Below are 15627 nucleotides of genomic sequence, written 5' to 3' on the forward strand. Positions count from 1 at the left end.
CCGGGAATTCTCACGTAGCGTCGTCACGTGAGCGCGCAACGTCGATCGTTCCTGCTTAGACCGTTCGTAGGGCGCACAGATGCGCACGCACGGGTTATTCTGTGCGCATGAGTCCAGCCTTGGAGACGGTGCTGGCCAAGGCCGGCCTGCAGGTGAGTCCCGACGAGTTCCTGGCCCTCGTGGCCGACGCGGCACGAAGGCTCGCCCCGCCGCACCCGGAACCGGCCACCTACTTCACGCCGGACCAGCAGGCGGCGTTGACCGACGTGGGCCTCGACCTCTCGCCCGCGGGCCCCGGTGACGCCAAGCCACGCACCCGCACGGTCGTGGCGCACGCGGTGCTGCGCGACTCGGCGCTGACCGTGAACGAGGCCGCGCGCCAGCTCCAGGTCGACACCAGCCGCATCCGGCACCGCCTCGGCGTCGGCAGGCTCGTGGGCTGGAAGGACAGGGGCAGCTGGCGCCTGCCCGCGTGGCAGTTCGCGGGCACCGGCGTGCTGCCAGGCCTGGAAACCGTCCTGGCGGACATCCCGTCAGACCAACCGGCGCTCGTCGTCGCCGCGTTCATGACCACCCTCCAGGAGGACCTGCCTGTGGACGGCAAGCCCGCGACCCCGCGCGACTGGCTCCTCGCCGGAGGGGACCCGCGCCGAGTCGCCACCCTGGCCTCCACGCTCGGCACACCTGCCTGAGCGTTCCCGAACACCCGACAGGACCCGAATGTCACGGCTTCCGCAGCCGCCTGCCCCTGCCGTGCTCCAAGCGCAACTGCGCCGTACCGAGGACGTGGTTGCGGTGCACCGGGCGACCCGCCTGGTCCGCGTCTTCACCGCGAAGGGCTCCCACCCCCAGCGCTGGAACACGTTCCGCTACACGGGCCCACTCACCCACGCGCGCTTCGACGCACAACAACCGGCCGACGACGGCAGCCCGGTCCAGGACCACGAGAACGGCGTCCTGTACTTCGGCCTGTCCGTCCGCACGTCGATCGCCGAGGTCTTCCAGGCCACGTCGATAGTGGACCGCCGCACCCGCTCGCCGTTCCTGGTGGTGCTCCGGCCTCGTCGCACCCTGAGACTGCTGGACCTGGGCGGGTTGTGGCCCACGCGCGTCGGGGCCTCGCAGGAGATCTCGACCGGGCCGAAGCTGGTGACCCAGGCGTGGTCGCGGGCGATTCGGGCGGCCTACCCGGAGCTGGACGGGCTTTGGTACCGGTCGTCGATGGACTCGGGCGATCCCGCCATATGCCTGTGGGACCCGCCTGGGGCTTCCGGGTTGCCGGCCGCCCCGGACGTGTTGCTTCCTTTGGACCATCCGGGTCTGGATCTGCCGTTGGCGCGCGTGTGCGAGGAGCTGAACTACACGTTGCTGGGGTGATCAGGCCTTGAGGTAGCGGTCCCACCACTCCAGCACAGCGTCGAACCGCTGCTTGCGGTGCCGAGGCTGCCCCGAGCGGGTCAACTCGTGCCCCTCACCGGGGAAGATCAGCATCTCCGTCTCCACCCCGCGCCGCTTCAACGCCACGAACATGCGCTGCGCCTGTTCCAGCGGGCAGCGCCAGTCGTGCTCGGAGTGGACGACGGCGAACGGCAGGTTGATCTTCTCGGCGTAGGTCAGCGGCGACATCGCGCGCTGCGCCTCGGGGTCGGTGCCGCAGTAGGCGTCCGCGAAGAAGTAGCCGATGTCCGACGAGCCGGAGAACGAGTCCCAGGCGTTCACGGCGCGTTCGCTCCAGGCCGCCTTGAAGCGTTCGCCGTGGTGCGCGGACAGCCACGAGGTCATGAAACCGCCGTACGAGCCGCCCATGACGCCGACGCGTTCGGGATCGCAGTCCTCACGGGCGAGTGCGACGTCCAAAAGGGACAGGACGTCGTCCACGTCGACCGTGCCGAACTTACCGATCACCGCTTGGCCGTGGGCCTGGCCGTAACCCGCCGAGCCGCGCGGGTTCGGCAGCACGACGGCGTATCCGGCGGTGGCGTAGACCTGGGCTTCGTCGAAGAAACCCCAGCTGTGGTACATGAACGGGCCGCCGTGCACGGCCACGACGACCGGGTGCGGGCCGTCGCCTTCGGGCAGCACGAGCCAGCCGTGCACCGGGTAGCCGTCGGAGGCGGAGCCGGAGAGCTCGACGACTCGGCGCGCGGGGACCGACGAGAACGCCGTGCGCACACCGGCTCCGACGAACTCGACCTGACCGGGGCTGTCCGGAGTGGACACGACCACGACCACAGTGGACCCGTCGGAGGCGAACGACCGGACGGCGGCCGAGGAACCCGCCAGCACCTCGCCGGGCCCGCCGTCGAACGGGATTCGCTGCAGTTCCAACGCGCCGCGGTTGCGCACGACCAGGAGCACGCCCGACGAGTCGGCCACCGGCTGACCGGAAAGCCGTTCCACGTCGACGGTTTCGGCGTCGGTGAGCCGGACGGGAGCGGAACCGTCCACCGGCGACTTCCACAGGCCGTGGTTGCGCGCCACCGCGTCGATCCCGGTGAACTCGGTGCCCAGCCAGTAGAGCGACCCGTTGGCCACGAACGGCATCGAGACCTCACCGGCGCCGCGGACCAGCAGCGACGCCTCGCCGCCGGCGGCGGGGATCGTGTACAGGTCGCAGTGCAGGGTCTCGGAGACGCCCAGGTCGCGCGGGGCGACGAACACCAGCGTCGAGTCGTCGAGCCAGGCCGGGTCGGAGACGTCGTGCGCACCGTCGGTGACCTCGGAGACGACACCGTCCAGGTCGACGACGTGCAGGCGCGGGCGGCGGTCGGCGAGGAAGCCGACGTCGTCGACGCGGTAGTCCAGGCGCGTGATGCGGCGCGGCGCCTCGGACTCGGGGCCGTCGTCGGTCGTGCCGTAGCGGCCTTCTTCAGGCACGCGGGCCACGAAGACGAGTCGCGACGAGTCCGGCGACCACACCGGGGCACCGGCGCCCAGCGGCAGATCCGTCAACCGGCGAGGCTCGCCGCCGTCCACCGGAACGACGTAGAGCTGCGGCTTCGACTTTCCACTGACGCGCAAGAACGCGACCAGCCTCCCGTCGGGAGAAATGCGCTGCGCATTGTCACGATCACCGTGCGTCCACGGTGTTGTCGTGCCATCCGGGAACACCCGGTGCAGACCGCCCCGGTACGTGTTCTTGTCGAGGTCGGGCGTGGTGATGCTGACCAGCACCAGGTCTCCGGACACGGCGACGGTGCCGGGCGTGGTGAGCAGCTGCAGGTCTTCAGGGCGCACGGCGTGGACGCTAACAGAACTTGTTAGCAACGCTCAGAGTTATTTGTTGACCGATCACAAAAATTGACTCAGCACATAGATTCCCGCGTATGACGCGCATCGTGTTCTCTGGGGGCAGGGTCTTCACCGGCCGGGCGACAGAGCCCGGCGACGTGGTGGTCGAGAACGACCGCATCGTCGACGTGGGCATCGGGCTCGACGGCGACACCAAGGTCGACGCGACCGGCCACACGATCCTGCCGGGACTGTTCGACTGCCACGTGCACTTCATGTTCAGCGGCGCCGATCTGGTGCGGTCGCTGAACACGCCGTTCTCGCTGCCGTTCTACGAGGCGATCGGGAACATGAAAGCGACGCTGCAGTGCGGCATCACGACGGTCCGCGACGCGCTCGGCGCCGACCTCGGTGTCGCGGAGGCGGTCCGGCGCGGCCTGGTCCAGGGCCCGCGCATGCAGATCGCGGTCAACATGGTCTCGCAGACCGGCGGCCACAACGACGACTGGATGCAGTGCGGCGCCCACGTCTCACCGCCGTTGCACCCCGGCCTGCCGGACACCGTCGCCGACGGTCCCGAGGAACTGCGCAAGGTCATCCGCACGCTGGTCCGCCACGGCGCCGACGTCATCAAGATCGCGTCGAGCGGCGGCGTGATGTCCCCGCGCAGCAACCCCAGGCACGCGCACTTCCGCGACGAGGAGATCGCGATGATCGTGCAGGAGGCCAACGCCGCGGGCATCGCGGTGATGTCGCACGCCATGAGCGGCGACGGCATCCTCACGGCCGTGCGCAACGGCGTCCGGTCCATCGAGCACGGCGTGTTCCTCACCGACGAGGGCGTCGAAGAGATGATCAAGAACGGCACGTGGCTCGTGCCGACGCTGATGGCCCCGCGCATGGTGCTCGACCAGGCCGCCGCCGGCGTGGCGATCTCGGACGTGATCCTCGACAAGGCCAATGCCGTTGTCTCGCAACACTTCCAGTCGTTCCAGAAGGCACACCAGGCAGGCGTGAAGATCGCGATGGGCACCGACTCCGGCGTCGGCCCGCACGGCGACAACCTCAACGAGCTGACGCTGATGGTCGAGTACGGCATGTCGCCCGCCGAAGCGCTCTACGCCACCACCACGTCCGCCGCCGAGCTCATGCGCCTCGGAAACGAACTCGGCGAGCTCGCCCCTGGCAAGCTCGCCGATCTCGTACTCGTGGAGGGTGACGCCGAACAGCACGTGAAGGCCGGAACCCTGAAGGAGGCAGTCCGCGCCGTCTACCAGAACGGTGTCAGTGTCGACTAGTGGTTGGCGTCCACGTCGGCGCCGATGTGCTTCGCGGCATCCGGGTTGCGACGCACCTTGAGCAGGCTGGCGATCGTCGTGATCGCCAGCACGCCGATGATCACCGACAGCGAGACCTCGATGCCGATGGTCGGCACGTTGAACGGCTCGCCGCCGTTGAGGAACGACAGGGTGTTGGTGTGCAGGGCTTCCAGGATCAGCTTGACGCCGATGAAGCCGAGGATCACCGACAGACCGATCGAGAGGTAGACGAGCTTCGCGAGCAGGCCGCCGAGCAGGAAGTACAGCTGGCGCAGGCCCATCAGCGCGAACGCGTTGGCCGTGAACACCAGGAACGGCTCCTTGGTGAGGCCGAAGATCGCGGGGATCGAGTCGAGCGCGAAGAGCAGGTCGGTGGAGCCGATCGCGACCATCACGATGAACATCGGGGTCACGAAGCGCTTGCCGTCGATCTTGATGAACGACCTGGAGCCGTGGAAGTCGTCGGTGACCGGGAAAACCTTGCGCACCATGCGCAGCATCAGGTTCTCCTTGTACTCCTCTTCCTCGTCGTGGTTCTCCCGCGCCAGCTGCCAGCCGGTGTAGATGAGGAACGCGCCGAAGATGAAGAAGACCCAGCTGAACTGGCTGATGAGCGCCGCACCGGCCGCGATGAAGATGCCTCGCATGATGAGCGCGAGCAGGATGCCGATCAACAGCACCTTGTGCTGGTGGATCGCGGGCACCTTGAACGTTGTCATGATGATCAAGAAGATGAAGAGGTTGTCGACACTCAGCGAGTACTCGGTGATGTACCCGGCGAAGAACTCCGTCGCGTACTGACCACCGGAGAAGTACCAGATGCCGAGGCCGAAGACGGCGGCCATCGCCACGTAGAAGATCACCCAGCGGGCGGCTTCACCGATCGTCACCTCATGGGGCTTCCGATCGACGATCACGAGGTCCACAGCCAGCAGAACGAGCAGACCACCGATCGTCGCGATCCACATCCATGCGGGGACGTTCACAACCCAACCTCCGGGATTCTCAGCGCATGCCAGATAAACCCGGAGGTCTCCTCCGCCGCCGAGATGATCTCTCGAACGACCAACGGCACCGGGAGCTCTACGCCGAGCTCCGTACTGACGACACCGCTGCTTAGGGAGTACTCCCCTCCATGCTGCGTCAATATTGTGCTCTACGAAGAGCGGTTAGCGCCACACAGGGTGAGCAGACCCACGCAACCAGCTGCAATGGGAATACGCAGCGTGTCGTTCGGGTTAAGCCGACCACTACCTGAAGCCCTGCTGAAGATCCACTGATGCTGAGACCGCGGCCGGATCCCGACAGGCCGTTCTCAGCAAAACTCGCATATCGTCATCGACGTGTCCCGCCTCTCCCGCCTTCGCGGCAGGTGGACGATCCCCGCATTGATCGTGGTACTCGCCCTCGTCGCAGGTGGCGTGTACTTCACTCGATCCGGAGACGACCCCGTAGCCGTTTCCTTCAAAGAAGCGAACATCGACGCACCTGAGAGCGCTGACAGCGCTCAGACGGTGACGATCGAGACCCGCCTCTACCTCCCCCAGCAGACGCCCGCGCCCGCGATCATGCTCGCGCACGGCTTCGGCGGCAGTTTGCGCAGCGTGCACACGCAGGCCGAGGAGTTCGCCCGGCGCGGCTTCGTCGTGCTGACGTGGTCCGCACGTGGTTTCGGCCGCAGCACGGGCCAGATCGCGCTGAACTCCATCGACCGCGAGGTCCGCGACGCGCAGAAGCTCCTCGACTTCCTCGGCACACGTGACGAGGTGGAGAAGGACAGCGGCGGCGACCCCCGCGTGGGCGTGACAGGCGCGTCGTACGGCGGTGCGCTGTCACTGCTGCTCGCGGGCGTCGACAAGCGCGTCGACACACTCGTTCCCGTCATCACCTACAACGACCTCGCGCAGGCGCTGCTGCCGAACTCGGCGCTGGCGACACCGCGGGCGGACGCCACCCCGTCCGCCACGGCGTTCGGTGAGGACGGTGTCTTCAAGCGTTCGTGGGCGGGCATCTTCTTCTCCGCGGGCATGACGTCGATCGACCTCTCGTCGCCCACGGGTGACGCGCCCGAGCAGGGCGAGCGGGAGCCGAACCAGAACTCGGTCCAGGCACCACAGCAGCAGCCGGGCGGCAGTTCCGGCGCCCAGGGCCAGCAGCCACCCACGCCGTCCTTGGGCGCGTGCGGCCGCTTCACGCCCGAGGTCTGCGCCGCCTACACCGAGGTCGCCACGAAGGGCCGTGCCTCGCAGCAGACGCTCGACCTGCTGCGCAAGTCGTCCCCCGTCGCCGTGACCGACCAGATCAAGCAGCCGACGATGCTGGTGCAGGGCGAGCAGGACACCCTGTTCGGTCTCGACCAGTCCGACGCCACCGCGCGTCAGATCGCCGCGGCCGGCGCCCAGGTCAAGATGGTCTGGTACGCGGGCGGCCACGACGGCGGCAACCCCGGCACCGCGCTGCGCGGCGAGATCGCCGACTGGATGGACTTCCACCTGCGCGGCAAGGGCACCGATCCCGGTACGGGCTTCGAGTACACGGTGCAGGGCGCGTTCCGCTCGTCCGGCCAGCCGTCGCTGCGCACGGTCATGGCGCCGTCGTACCCCGGTCTCGCCCAGGGCTCCTCCACCGAGCGCAAGACGATGAAGCTCAGCGGACGCGAGCAGGTCGTGGTGAACCCAGCGGGCGGCAACCCGGCGTCGATCAGCAACCTGCCGGGCCTCGGTTCGGCGCTGTCGCGGTCGTCGGCGATCTCGTCGCGACTGTCGCTCGACATGCCTGGCCAGGCCGCGGTGTTCACCTCGGACGCCCTGGACTCGCAGGTGCTGCTGACCGGTTCGTCCACGGTGAAGCTGCGCGTCGCGCGCGGTGACCAGTCCTCCGGCGAGGCGATCCTGTTCGCGAAGCTCTACGACGTCTCCGCGGACGGCACCCGCACGCTGCCCGGCTCGATCGTCGCGCCGTTCCGCGTGGCGCTGCCGCCGGACGGTTCCGCCGCCGAGGTGACGGTGACGCTGCCCGGCGCCGTCCGTCCGGTCGAGAGCGAGCACAAGCTGGCTCTCGTGGTGTCGACGACGGACCAGGCGTTCGCGAACGCCGAGCAGCCCGCCGCGTACCGGATCTCGCTGGCCTCCGACGAGATCTCGGTGCCCGTGGTGCCCGGTCGCAACGTCACCGAGGGCTTCCCGACGGGAGCACTGTGGGGCATCGTGATCGCGCTGCTCGTGCTGATCGGCTCCGGCATCATCGCGATGTTCCGCCGCCGCTTGGCGCAGGACTCGGACCCCGACCTCGCCGGCGTGCCGCTGGTGATCTCGAACCTGACGAAGTCCTACCCCGGCGGCGTGACCGCGGTGAAGGACCTGTCGTTCCGCGTCGAGCACGGCATGGTCCTCGGTCTGCTCGGCCCCAACGGCGCCGGCAAGACCACGACGCTGCGCATGGTGATGGGCCTGATTCACCCGTCCGAGGGCCACATCCGGGTCTTCGGCCACAAGGTCACGCCGGGCGCTCCGGTGCTGTCGCGCATCGGTTCGTTCGTCGAGGGCTCCGGCTTCCTGCCGCACCTCTCCGGCGCCGCGAACCTGCGCCTGTACTGGGCGGCGACCGGCCGCCCGGTGGAGGAGGCGCACGTCGCGGAGGCGCTGGAGATCGCGGGCCTCGGCAAGGCGGTACACCGCCGCGTGCGCACGTACAGCCAGGGCATGCGCCAGCGGCTGGCGATCGCCCAGGCGATGCTCGGCCTCCCGGACCTGCTGATCCTGGACGAGCCGGCCAACGGGCTCGACCCGCCCCAGATCCACCAGATGCGCGAGGTCCTGCGGCGCTACGCCGCGGCGGGCCGCACGGTCGTCGTGTCGTCGCACCTGCTGGCCGAGGTCGAACAGACCTGTTCGCATGTGGTCGTGATGCACAGGGGTCAGCTCGTCGCCGCCGGCGAGGTGGCCGACATCGCGGCGGGAGGCGGCGAGGCGACGTTCCGCGTCGACTCCCCCTCGAAGGCAGCCGATGTGCTGCGGAGCCTCGAAGGCGTGCACGACGTGCACGAGGACGAGGACGCCGTGCACGCGTCGATGAATGGCGTCCCGCGCGCCGCCGCCCTCGCTGCTCTCGTGGCAGCCGGCGTGGCGGTGGACCAGGCGGGCCCGCGACGCAGGCTGGAAGACGCGTTCTTGGAGCTGGTCGGTGAATGACTTCCTGATGGCAGCGGCGTCCGCCACGGCGGACGCCCCGAACCCCGCCGCCGTCGAGGTGCTGGCCGAGGCCGGCCTCGACGTGGCGGACGAGATCGCGGCGACGCCCGCGTTCGCACCCGTGCGGACCGCCAACCCGAACCGCACGAAGGCACCAATCCCGCAGGAGGTGGACCGGTGAACGAGAACAGCGTCCACACCGACCCAGGCGCGCTCAAGGATCTCACCGACGCAGCCGCCCAGCAGCACACCGAGGTGGCGCCGGACGGTTCGTCGGTCGGCTACAAGGCGCGCCGCACCCTCCGCATCCACGTGGAGCTGCAACGGCAGATCCGCCGCCGCAGGACCCAGCTCGTGCTGGGCTTCCTGGTGCTGCTGCCGTTCATCCTCGCGGCGAGCTTCGAGATCGGGCAGTCCGACCCGAACCGCCGCTCCGGCGGCTTCGTGGACCTCGCCACCGCCAGCGGCATCAACTTCGTGGTGCTCACGCTGTTCGTGAGCAGCAGCTTCCTGCTGCCGATGATCGTGGCGCTGTTCTTCGGCGACACGATCGCGTCCGAAGCGTCGTGGTCGAGCCTCAAGTACCTGCTCGCCGCACCGATCCCGAGGCACCGCCTGCTGCGCCAGAAGGCCATCAGCAGCGGCCTGCTCAGCGTCTTCGCCCTAGCCCTGCTCCCCGCGGTGGCCCTGGGCGTCGGCGTCGCCTGGTACGGCGCGGGCGAGGTGGTGAGCCCGACCGGCGAGGCAGCCCCGTTCGGTGACGGCGTGCTCGGCATGGCGCTCGCGGTCGTCTACATCTCGATCAACCTGTTCTGGGTCGCGGGCCTCGCGATGTTCCTGTCCGTGTCCACCGACGCGCCTCTCGGCGCGGTCGGCGGCACGGTGCTCGTCTCGATCGTGTCGCAGATCCTCGACCAGATCGAGCCGCTCGGGGACCTGCGCAACTACCTGCCGACGCACTACGCGATGGCGTGGGCCGACCTGCTCTCGACCGACATCGACTGGTCGGAGATGGCTCGCGGCACGTTCTCCGCGCTCGCCTACGGCGGCATCTTCACGCTGCTCGCGGCACGGCAGTTCAAGACGAAGGACATCACGAGCTAGCTCACGCAGAACTCGTTGCCTTCCGGGTCGAGCATCACGACCCAGTGGCCCGTCTGGTCGTTGTGCTCACGCACCCGCGTGGCGCCCAGCGAAACCAGGCGGGCCACTGCGTCGAGACCTGGCCGGATGTCGAGGTGGACACGGTTCTTCGCGGTCTTGCCCTCGGGCACCCGCTGGAACAGGAACCGCGGTCCCCTGCCGTCCGGGTCGATGATCGCCGCGTAGTCGTCCACCGAGTCGAACGGGATGTTGTTCTTCACCGCGAACTCCTCCCACGTGGCAAAGCCAGGAGGCGGCGGCTGCTGGACGTAACCGAGCGCCTGCGCCCAGAAGCCGGCGAGCTTGGGCGGGTCGTTGGCGTCGAACGAGATCTGGATTTCGGTTGCCATGCGGCCACCGTAGAGACCAATGCGGACAACCACTGTCCGGAGTAGCGTGCCCTCTCATGTCACGTCCTGTGCACTTCGAGATCCACGCCGCCGATCCCGAGCGAGCGCGGAACTTCTACTCCTCCGTCTTCGGCTGGAAGATCGAACAGTGGGGCGACATCCCCTACTGGACCATCGTGACCGGCGACGACGACCAGCCCGGCGTGAACGGCGGCCTGCTCCCCCGCCGAGGCCCGGACCCGGCCCCGGACGCACCCGTCCACGGCTACGTCATGACGATCGGCGTGCCCGACATCGACGTGACCATCGCCGCCATCGAGGTCAACGGCGGCACCGTGGCCCTGCCCAAGGACAAGATGCCCGGCGTCGGCCTGCTCGCGTACTACAAGGACACCGAGAACAACATCTTCGGCATCATCCAGCCGGAAGAACGCCAGTAGCGGGTCGCTGCCAGCGCCGTGACCGGCACTAGACAGCGGGCCGCCTCCCCTTGGGCAACCGCGCGACGACGGCCTCGTAGGAGCCGTCGACCAGCTCCAGCAGGTCGTCGTCGGGCACAGACCCCTTGAGCGCGATGGTGTTCCACCCGTACCGCCCGACGTACCCGCTCACCGTGACGTCACCGGGAAAGCGCTCTCGCCACACCGAGGCAGCCTCGGCGTCGGCACCGCACTTCAACCCGACGGTGTGCAGGTCGAGCCCGATGAAGGCGAACGCCTTCCCGCCGACCTTGCACACCAGCTCGGCCTCGCCCCACGGATACGTCTCCTCGGCGCCAGGCTTGCCGGCGCAGTAGACGATCAACTCATCCAGTGTCACAACAGAATTATCGCGCGCCGAACACGGCAACGAAACGAGTGAGCAGCCGGGCGAACACCACCCGCTCCTCCTCACTCCAGTCCGCCATCGCGGCAGCACAGGCACTCTGCCGGGCCCGATGCAGCTCAGCGGACGTAGCCCGCCCCCGAGGCGTCCGCACCAGCAACACCCGGCGCCCATCGGCCTTGTCCGCGATCCTCGCCACCAACCCGGTCTCGACGGCGCTGGTGACGAGCTTGCTGGCCCGAGGCTGATCAACGTGCAAAGCCAAGGCAACACTGGAAACCGTGGCCTGAGCCCCGGTCCGCTCAGCCGTCTCCACGACATCCAGTACGTCAAAGGCAGGCACAGCCAACTCGGCCAAGGCCCGACGAGACTGACTACGCCGCACAGCGATCAGCGCCTGCTCCACCGCGGCAAGGTGGGAGTCCACATCCACCCCGAGATCATGGCCGCCCGCGGGCCTGACGAAAGCAGACCGCGAACATCTCACCCCAGAGGGCGATTTACGCGCGCCGCGCGAATCGTTACAAGCGCACCGGACTACGCACCGCACACAGCGATCTAACCCACCGCACGCAGCCCGCCTCCACAGTGGACACGCCAACCCGCACGCGATCAGGCGAACAGTCATTCCTCGCCAACGCGCCCAGGATCACTTGACCCCGGCCGCGTCCATCCCCCGCAGTTCCTTCTTCAAATCCTGGATCTCGTCCCGCAACCGACCAGCCAACTCGAACTGCAGATCCCGGGCAGCGTTCATCATCTGATCCGTCAGCGACTGCACCAGGTCTGCCAACTCGGACCGAGCCATCCCAGCCCGCTCAGCCGAAGCCACCACCCCGGAAGACCGGCCACTCTCCCCTGCGGCCCGCTTCCCCCGGGACTGGTTCCGCCCGGACCCGCCGACCGGAACCTCGTCCTCGATCTCGGAGTACACGGCCTCCAAGATGTCGGTGATCTTCTTCCGCAACGGCTGCGGGTCGAGGCCGCGCTCGGTGTTGTACGCGACCTGCTTCTCACGCCGCCGGTTGGTCTCGTCGATCGCGTGCCGCATCGAGTCGGTGATCCGGTCCGCGTACATGTGGACCTCACCGGACACGTTACGAGCGGCACGGCCGATCGTCTGCACGAGAGAAGTTCCCGACCGCAGGAACCCCTCCTTGTCCGCATCGAGAATCGCCACCAGCGACACCTCGGGGAGGTCGAGCCCCTCCCGCAGCAGGTTGATGCCGATCAGCACGTCGTAGTCGCCCAGACGCAACTGCCGCAACAACTCGACGCGGCGCAGCGTGTCGACCTCGGAGTGCAGATAGCGAACCCGGATCCCCAGCTCCAGCAGGTAGTCCGTCAGGTCCTCGGCCATCTTCTTGGTCAGCGTCGTGACCAGCACCCGCTCGTCGCGCTCCGCCCGTTCGCGGATCGAGTGCACCAGGTCGTCGATCTGGCCCTCGGTCGGCTTCACGACGACCTGGGGGTCGATCAGTCCGGTGGGGCGGATGACCTGCTCGACGAACTCGCCGCCGGCCTGGCCCATCTCGTACGGGCCCGGGGTGGCCGACAGGTACACGACCTGGCCGATGCGGTCGGCGAACTCCTCCCACGTCAGCGGGCGGTTGTCCATCGCAGAGGGCAACCGGAAGCCGTGCTCCACGAGGTTTCGCTTGCGGGACGCGTCGCCCTCGTACATGCCACCGATCTGCGGCACCGTCACGTGCGACTCGTCGATGACCATCAGGAAGTCGTCCGGGAAGTAGTCGATCAGCGTCGCCGGCGCCGTGCCCGCCCCGCGCCCGTCGATGTGGCGCGAGTAGTTCTCGATGCCGTTGCAGAAGCCGACCTGCTTCATCATCTCCAGGTCGTACTGGGTGCGCATGCGCAGGCGCTGGGCTTCGAGCAGCTTGCCCTGGCGCTCCATCTGCGCGAGTGTCGTCTCCAGCTCCGCCTCGATGTCGCGGATCGCGCGCTCCATGCGCTCCGGGCCCGCCACGTAGTGCGTCGCGGGGAAGATCCGGAGCTCGGAGACCTCCTTCACCACGTCGCCGGTGAGCGGGTGGAGGTAGTAGAGCTTGTCGATCTCGTCGCCGAAGAACTCGACGCGGACGGCGAGCTCCTCGTAGGACGGGATGATCTCGACCGTGTCGCCGCGCACGCGGAACGAGCCGCGGGTGAACGACATGTCGTTGCGGGTGTACTGGACGTCGACCAGCAGGCGCAGGAACGCGTCGCGGTCGACCTCCACGCCCGTCTCCAGCGGGATCGAGCGGTCGAGGTACGACTGGGGCGTGCCCAGGCCGTAGATGCACGACACGGACGCGACCACGATGACGTCGCGCCGGGTCAGCAGCGACATCGTGGCCGAGTGGCGCAGGCGCTCGACGTCGTCGTTGATCGAGGAGTCCTTCTCGATGTACGTGTCCGTCTGCGGGATGTACGCCTCGGGCTGGTAGTAGTCGTAGTAGCTGACGAAGTACTCCACCGCGTTGTGCGGGAAGAGCTCCTTCAGCTCGTTCGCCAGTTGGGCGGCCAGGGTCTTGTTCGGAGCCATCACCAGGGTGGGGCGCTGCAGCTTCTCGACCAGCCACGCCGTGGTCGCCGACTTACCGGTACCCGTGGCGCCGAGCAGCACGACGTCGCGCTCACCGGAGCGCACGCGCCGTTCGAGGTCGGCGATCGCCGCCGGCTGGTCGCCTGCCGGCTGGTAGTCGCTGACCACGCGGAACTGCCCGTCGGTGCGGACGATGTCGCCGACGGGACGGTGTTCGGAGTGCGCCTTGACGGTGCTTTCCTCTGGCGGGAGCTCGGTTGCGAAAGCCACGGGAAGCACGTTACGCCGAGGGTCTGACAATTTCCGATTGTGCCTGGTCAGGCACCCTCGAAGACCTCAGTCGCAGGGGCAGCAGTTGCAGTCGCAGTCACAGTTCGGACTGCAGTCGGGCCCGGGATCGCACCCGTCCCGCCGCTTGTCGCTCCACGGGCCGGGGAACGGGTCGCGGCAGCAGAACTGGCACGTGCCGCACATGTAGAGGAACGCCCCGCAGCCCTCGAAGCACCCGCGCGGCTGCCGCTGCCAGTTCAGCCTCGGGTACGCCCACAGGCCGCTGCCCGGATCCGACCAGCGGGGCTTGCCCGGCGGGTACTCGTGCCGCCTGCGCTTGCCGAACACCCGGATGATCGACTCCTCCAACTCGTGCACCAGCAGCTTGTGCACGAGCCGCGCGTCGGTGAACTCCACGTCGCCGAGCGCCAGCCTGATCCCCGCGACCGCGTCCAGGCACAGCCGGTGCGCCTCCTCGACGGGCGTCCCGGTGGCGAGCAACGGGTTCCACGCGCCGGAAGCGCGGTCCTCCTCCAGGTCCTCCACGGCGTCGATCAGGTGCGCCACCCGCCCGAACAGCCGTCCCACCTCGCGCAGCGGCTCCACGTTCCCCGGCCTGCCGGCGATGATCGCGGTCTGCCCGACGGCGAACGCGGTCGCGGTCTCGGTGGGTTCGGTGACCACGAGCACGGAACTGCCCAGCCCCGCCCCGGCCTCCACCTCGGGCTGGCGCCGCACCGCGTCCACCATCACCGAAGCGTCGAACCCGAGGTCGGAGGCCGTGCCCAGCCCCTTGGAGGCCCAGCGCCGCGCCACCGCGCGCCCCGCCCACCCCACGCGGCCGGCGAGCCCGTCACCGTCGTCCACGTGGTCCTGGATCTTCAACGACGCGAGCACGAGCGACACCGACGCAGCCAGCCGCGCTCCGGAACCGATGGCCACGTCCGCGGACTTCATGCCGCGCAACGCACAGGGTCCGGCCGACCGCCGCGAAACGCCGGACTGTGCCTCCACCGCGGCCGAGATCATCAGCCCGTCGTAGTTCGTGACGAGACGCGAGAGATGACCGTGCTCGTCGCGCAACGACAGGCACATTCCACAAAGGTGTGAGAGCCACGCGGACCGCAGCTCAGCGCCCATTCTGTTGCGGCAGGGGCGGATGATCCCGAACATGCGCGGCATCCTAAGTGGCCGCGGCGCCTGACGATGGCAGTATCGCGGACGTGGCACACATCCATCCGCCGAAGATCGAGTACTTCGACCTGGACGCCAAGAGCAACACCGATCCCAAGGGGCAGCTGAGGAGCGTCGACGAGTTCCGGCTCACGCCGACCGGCCTCTACATGTTCCGGCCGCTCGCGGGACATCCGAAGATCAGCCACTTCGAGAGCTGGTTCCTGCCGAAGCTCAACATCCGCGTGACGCGCCAGTCCTGGCACCCCGGTCACCAGCTCGACTTCGACTTCTACGTGGACGTCGTGGAGATCAACGCGATCGGCAGTGTCTGGAAAACAACCGATCTGTACCTCGACCTGATAGTCCGGACGGGCCACAGCGTGACTGTTTTGGACACGGACGAGTTGATCTCCGCAGTTCAGCACAACCTGCTCTCCGCGGAACGCGCGCAATGGGCGCTGGAAACCACCTACTCGGCGGTGTCCGGCATTTCAGCGCACGGTCACGATGTGATCAGGTGGCTCACCTATTCGGGTTGTCCCACGACCTGGCGCTGATACACAGAGCGTGTTCGTCACCTG

General features: G+C 68.2%; 15 protein-coding genes. 8 read left to right on the forward strand and 7 right to left on the reverse strand.

Annotated features, from left to right (window positions below):
- The first annotated feature begins 107 nt into the window (after positions 1-107).
- Both IG04_RS0112745 and IG04_RS0112750 read left to right on the forward strand, forming a co-directional pair.
- Entirely contained in the window at positions 108-692 is a 585-nt protein-coding gene (locus tag IG04_RS0112745) for a hypothetical protein (protein ID WP_030476816.1), read from the forward strand.
- Between the two features lie 28 nt (positions 693-720).
- Complete coding sequence (locus tag IG04_RS0112750; RefSeq protein WP_030476817.1) at positions 721-1377, forward strand: RES family NAD+ phosphorylase; 657 nt, start codon at positions 721-723, stop codon at positions 1375-1377.
- Here the strand turns inward: IG04_RS0112750 and IG04_RS0112755 are convergent, their stop codons facing one another.
- Positions 1378-3237 carry a S9 family peptidase gene (locus IG04_RS0112755; protein ID WP_030476818.1) on the reverse strand — a complete coding sequence of 620 codons (1860 nt, stop codon included), beginning with the start codon at positions 3235-3237 and terminating at the stop codon, positions 1378-1380.
- An 89-nt stretch (positions 3238-3326) separates the two neighbouring features.
- On the opposite strand from IG04_RS0112755, the gene IG04_RS0112760 reads away from it, so the two are divergent.
- Positions 3327-4529: a metal-dependent hydrolase family protein gene (locus tag IG04_RS0112760; protein ID WP_030476819.1), complete on the forward strand. Its 1203-nt coding sequence runs from the start codon at positions 3327-3329 to the stop codon at positions 4527-4529.
- Here the strand turns inward: IG04_RS0112760 and IG04_RS0112765 are convergent.
- The gene (locus IG04_RS0112765; RefSeq protein WP_030476820.1) at positions 4526-5536 is read right to left on the reverse strand and encodes a TerC family protein; all 1011 of its coding nucleotides are present in this window, start codon (positions 5534-5536) and stop codon (positions 4526-4528) included. The genes IG04_RS0112760 and IG04_RS0112765 overlap by 4 nt on opposite strands.
- Positions 5537-5893: 357 nt before the next feature.
- On the opposite strand from IG04_RS0112765, the gene IG04_RS0112775 reads away from it, so the two are divergent.
- Genes IG04_RS0112775 through IG04_RS0112785 form a run of 3 tightly spaced genes read left to right on the forward strand, consistent with a single transcriptional unit; the run spans position 5894 to position 9844 of the window.
- Positions 5894-8740 carry an alpha/beta fold hydrolase gene (locus IG04_RS0112775; RefSeq protein WP_030476821.1) on the forward strand — a complete coding sequence of 949 codons (2847 nt, stop codon included), beginning with the start codon at positions 5894-5896 and terminating at the stop codon, positions 8738-8740.
- On the forward strand, positions 8733-8921 hold the full coding sequence (locus IG04_RS46430) for a hypothetical protein (RefSeq protein ID WP_084401629.1): 189 nt from the start codon (positions 8733-8735) through the stop codon (positions 8919-8921). The genes IG04_RS0112775 and IG04_RS46430 overlap by 8 nt, the downstream gene beginning before the upstream one ends.
- The gene (locus IG04_RS0112785; RefSeq protein WP_030476822.1) at positions 8918-9844 is read left to right on the forward strand and encodes an ABC transporter permease; all 927 of its coding nucleotides are present in this window, start codon (positions 8918-8920) and stop codon (positions 9842-9844) included. Before IG04_RS46430 ends, IG04_RS0112785 begins: the two co-directional genes overlap by 4 nt.
- On the opposite strand, the gene IG04_RS0112790 is transcribed toward IG04_RS0112785, so the two are convergent.
- Complete coding sequence (locus IG04_RS0112790; RefSeq protein WP_030476823.1) at positions 9841-10233, reverse strand: VOC family protein; 393 nt, start codon at positions 10231-10233, stop codon at positions 9841-9843. The two genes, IG04_RS0112785 and IG04_RS0112790, sit on opposite strands and share 4 nt — an antisense overlap.
- Before the next feature lie 56 nt (positions 10234-10289).
- Here IG04_RS0112790 and IG04_RS0112795 point away from each other — a divergent pair, with 56 nt between their 5' ends.
- Positions 10290-10673 (forward strand): VOC family protein, encoded by a 384-nt coding sequence (locus IG04_RS0112795; protein ID WP_030476824.1) that lies wholly within the window; start codon positions 10290-10292, stop codon positions 10671-10673.
- Positions 10674-10701: 28 nt separating this feature from the next.
- On the opposite strand, the gene IG04_RS0112800 is transcribed toward IG04_RS0112795, so the two are convergent.
- From IG04_RS0112800 to IG04_RS0112815, 4 genes are all read right to left on the reverse strand, one after another.
- On the reverse strand, positions 10702-11052 hold the full coding sequence (locus IG04_RS0112800; RefSeq protein ID WP_030476825.1) for an MmcQ/YjbR family DNA-binding protein: 351 nt from the start codon (positions 11050-11052) through the stop codon (positions 10702-10704).
- A 7-nt stretch (positions 11053-11059) separates the two neighbouring features.
- Positions 11060-11464, reverse strand: a complete 405-nt coding sequence (locus IG04_RS0112805) for a MarR family winged helix-turn-helix transcriptional regulator (RefSeq protein ID WP_338043525.1) — start codon at positions 11462-11464, stop codon at positions 11060-11062.
- 243 nt (positions 11465-11707) lie between these two features.
- The gene (uvrB, locus tag IG04_RS0112810) at positions 11708-13870 is read right to left on the reverse strand and encodes an excinuclease ABC subunit UvrB (RefSeq protein ID WP_030476827.1); all 2163 of its coding nucleotides are present in this window, start codon (positions 13868-13870) and stop codon (positions 11708-11710) included.
- Positions 13871-13936: 66 nt separating this feature from the next.
- Positions 13937-15043, reverse strand: coding sequence for a DUF5685 family protein (locus IG04_RS0112815; RefSeq protein ID WP_030476828.1), 1107 nt, complete (start codon positions 15041-15043; stop codon positions 13937-13939).
- A 50-nt stretch (positions 15044-15093) separates the two neighbouring features.
- Between IG04_RS0112815 and IG04_RS0112820 the strand changes: the two genes are divergently transcribed.
- Positions 15094-15603: a ribonuclease FAU-1 family protein gene (locus IG04_RS0112820; protein ID WP_051769845.1), complete on the forward strand. Its 510-nt coding sequence runs from the start codon at positions 15094-15096 to the stop codon at positions 15601-15603.
- Positions 15604-15627 lie beyond the last annotated feature (24 nt).

This window comes from Lentzea albidocapillata (assembly GCF_000719115.1).
GTDB lineage: Bacteria > Actinomycetota > Actinomycetes > Mycobacteriales > Pseudonocardiaceae > Lentzea > Lentzea albidocapillata.